5 protein-coding genes are annotated in these 3316 nt (G+C 36.2%); all 5 read right to left on the bottom strand.

Features of this window, described 5'->3' with window-relative positions; genetic code table 11:
• The coding region (locus B0X80_RS20115; protein WP_139345358.1) for a hypothetical protein at positions 1–188 on the bottom strand (188 nt) is incomplete at its 3' end.
• 109 nt (positions 189–297) lie between these two features.
• Positions 298–768 carry a PIN domain-containing protein gene (locus tag B0X80_RS20110; RefSeq protein ID WP_077343662.1) on the bottom strand — a complete coding sequence of 157 codons (471 nt, stop codon included), beginning with the start codon at positions 766–768 and terminating at the stop codon, positions 298–300.
• A 108-nt stretch (positions 769–876) separates the two neighbouring features.
• Positions 877–1080, bottom strand: coding sequence for an antitermination protein NusB (locus tag B0X80_RS20105; RefSeq protein ID WP_077343660.1), 204 nt, complete (start codon positions 1078–1080; stop codon positions 877–879).
• Positions 1081–1553: 473 nt separating this feature from the next.
• Complete coding sequence (locus B0X80_RS20100) at positions 1554–2027, bottom strand: hypothetical protein (protein ID WP_077343658.1); 474 nt, start codon at positions 2025–2027, stop codon at positions 1554–1556.
• A 779-nt stretch (positions 2028–2806) separates the two neighbouring features.
• Positions 2807–3193 carry a hypothetical protein gene (locus tag B0X80_RS20095; protein ID WP_077343655.1) on the bottom strand — a complete coding sequence of 129 codons (387 nt, stop codon included), beginning with the start codon at positions 3191–3193 and terminating at the stop codon, positions 2807–2809.
• Positions 3194–3316: the final 123 nt, after the last annotated feature.

The following is a 3316-nucleotide window of genomic DNA, read 5'->3' as shown; positions in this document are numbered from 1 at the left end:
ACACACTCAGGAATTATTAATTTTTTACCAGCGATCTCTAAGGTAAATGATTCTAGATCAAACGATGATGGTTCATACTTATTAGGTAATCCGGCCAGAGAACCGTTATGTTGAAGCTCTAACCCTGTATCTTTATGGGCGAATGAACAATTGCTATAAATAGCAAATAGTATTAAAAGTAACCGCATACAGAAAACACCTAACGCCTCACTAAGAGGCAAATAATAGTTGGTTAAAATAAGCGACGAAGGAGCAAAAACCAACTGTTATTTGTCCCGCTTGAACAGCTTGTTAGGGTTACTTTTCAAATAGCTCTCTATATTTTGCACTGTCACGACTTTCATTAAGATCTATAACTTTTACATGCTTTGAGGCATGTAATGCTAGTTTTCTGTCCATTGTAACTAAGTAAGCATCTTCAACTTTGGCAATACAAGCGAATACTAAATCTGCACCATACAGTTTATCAAAGCCATCAATGGTAAATAATTCATGAGCTTTATCTACTAAATTACTATCAACATCATACAGTTTAGAGTTTTCATTGAGCAAATAGAATTCTCTTAACATTGAACTGCCTTTACGGTGTAATTTTGATACTGTAGCTGCGACTTCAAATACAGCTAAACTAGGGAAAATATTTAAGTGTTCAATGTCAATCCAGCCATCAGCAAGATCTTTAAATAAGCTATGTCCAGGAGAGTAACCTTGCTCATTGGGCTCTTTTATATTTACTATTGCAGATGTATCCCAAACGAATTTTTGCACCGAACTCTCCTGTAACCCTAACGCCTCATTCAGAGGCAAATAATTGTTGGTTAAAATAGCGAGGCACGAGCAACAACCAACTGTTATTTGTCCTGCTGCAATGCCTTGTTAGCTGTTTGTACTTTGAACTTCCGGTTGTTTTTCTAGCACAACCAAAAGAAATGTAGCTATAGGCCCTAAAAATAAAGAAAGCAAAAACCATACTAACCCTCTCCTATTTTTACTTTGTGCTAATCCCGCATTTAATAAAGCTAAAGTTCCCATTCCTACAAAGAATTGGCCACCTTGTGCAATAATTTCACTTCCTGACATATAACTTCCTTAAATTGCTTAACCTGAATTATTGAAACTGCTAACGCCCAATTAATGGGCTTTTATTGCTGGCTAAAATAGCGAGGGACGAGCACAGCCAGCTGTAAAAGTCCCGTTGAATTGCTTGTTATATGCCTGATAAACTTTAACTTAACTACTGAAGTTCAAAGTAAAAGACGGTAGTAATAAACGCACTATAAATTGAGCTACCCACAAATGCCAGAACGAAATAATAGCTTTGCCACAAAAGTCTCTTTAAAAAGGCAAAGCTTATTAGTGACTATTGAAAAACTATAATAGCGAAACCCGTAGCAACGTTTACAAAAGTACGTTTGATAACAACATTTTTAGCTAAACCACCCTACTTCATGAATTGCATATAACGCCACGCTAAGCGGCAAAAAATTGTTGGCTAAAATAGTGAACGTAGTGAACAAAAGCCAACTGTTTTTTGTCCGTTCTTGAGCGCCTTGTTAGGTAACGTTTAACACCCCTACAATGCAAGATGCTAAACCAGCAAGTACTGGCAAAATAAAATGAATAAATACCCAACAATAGTACCTTGAGTCCGTACCAATATTTGGAGGAACAATCGAATACCAAGGTCTACTATATTCGAGGGTATGAGATCCAGCAACTATAGCCTTACGAGCTTCTTTTGCATCACGGTAATTTGGTACAGAATAGATTAAAAACGCAGCCATAAAATAAGCAGTTAAAGCCAAAAGAATTAAGTAAAAAGCAGAAGAAGTAAGGTTTTCAAAGGTAAACCCCAATATTGATCCTTTACTTGGATTGAGACCAGAAAAAGCAGAGATAATTGTAACTGACGAGGTTAAAAGGAGGTTTCTTCGTTCTAGACGGACAAAGTCATTGTACGAACTTCGAATAACTTCATCTAGTTCTTGTACTTCGTTAGGATTATATCGCTCTCTAGTTTCCACCATGACTATCCTTAGTTACCTAACGCCCATATTAACGGGCAAAGTAACGTTGGCTAACATTGTGAACGGAGTGAACGAAGCCAACTGTTACGTGTCCGATTGAATTGCTTGTTATATAAATACTAGCTACATCATTACGGTAGCAACCTTTTTATAAGCTAGCAACTCACATAACTTTTTGAGCCTTTACCCACCGCAACGTAAACCTGAATGCGAATATTACAGAATTTACTCTTAAATTTGCCGAAGAACTAACAAAAGTAAAACCTAAAATACACCCAAAGAATTCATTGCCTAGTTTCAATTAAAACACCAAAACCTGAGAAACTTTTTATCGAATTAGTTGCGGTATATAACGCCCAATTAATGGGCTTTTATTGCTGGCTAAAATTGCGAGGAACGAGCACAGCCAGCTGTAAAAGTCCCGTTGAATTGCTTGTTATATGCCTGATAAACCTAAACATAAATACACAAGCAACTAGTAAAAACCGGTAGTCATAACCGCACTATAAATTGAGCTACCCACAAATGCCAGAACGAAATAATAGCTTTGCCACAAAAGTCTCTTTAACAAGGCAAAGCTTATTAGTGGCTAGTGAAAAACTACGATAGCGAAACCCGTAGCAACTCATACAAAAGTACGTTTGATAACAACATTTTTAGCTAAACCAACAATACTATTTGAGTGCATATAACGCCTCATTCAGAGGCTAAAAATTGATGGCTAAAATCAGCGAGGCACGAGCTATAGCCAGCTGTTTTTAGTCCTTTGCAATGCCTTGTTAGAGTTTTTTTGATAGCGTCTTGTATTGACAAAAACACACGGCAGCTGAATATAAACCTACCAACACAAAATACAAACCAGATTTAGAGCGTATCATATTGCTAGATATAAAATCAGGCAATGAAAATATTAAAAAGAAAACTGCTATACATCCAGAAAATACAGCAATAACCTTTCTGATAAATTCAAAGTGATAACTTAAAAAGTTAAGAGCTACTAGAAAAACCACATAAATTAAAGTTAAACCATGAACTTCAGCATGACCAAAAAATGCAAGCGACCAAAGCCCTAACAAGATTCCAATACCACCGATTATCGTAGAGCATTTATTAATTCCGGAGTCAGGATCTACAAAATTTAATTTATAACGATACTTGTTCGTCAATGAACACTCCAAAACTCTAACGCCTCATTAAGAGGCAAAAAATAGTTGGTTAAAATAAGCGACGCAGGAGCAAAAACCAACTGTTTTTTGTCCTTTTGAATGACTTGTTATATTACAATTTAC

Source organism: Pseudocolwellia agarivorans (assembly GCF_002000085.1).
Lineage (GTDB): Bacteria > Pseudomonadota > Gammaproteobacteria > Enterobacterales > Alteromonadaceae > Pseudocolwellia > Pseudocolwellia agarivorans.
This window is presented reverse-complemented; position numbering and strand designations above follow the sequence as displayed.

Bases quoted from the DNA above. Each gene is read 5' to 3' on its own strand.
- B0X80_RS20105 (WP_077343660.1), bottom strand. From the start codon at position 1,080: ATGTCAGGAAGTGAAATTATTGCACAAGGTGGCCAATTCTTTGTAGGA.
- B0X80_RS20100 (WP_077343658.1), bottom strand. From the start codon at position 2,027: ATGGTGGAAACTAGAGAGCGATATAATCCTAACGAAGTACAAGAACTA.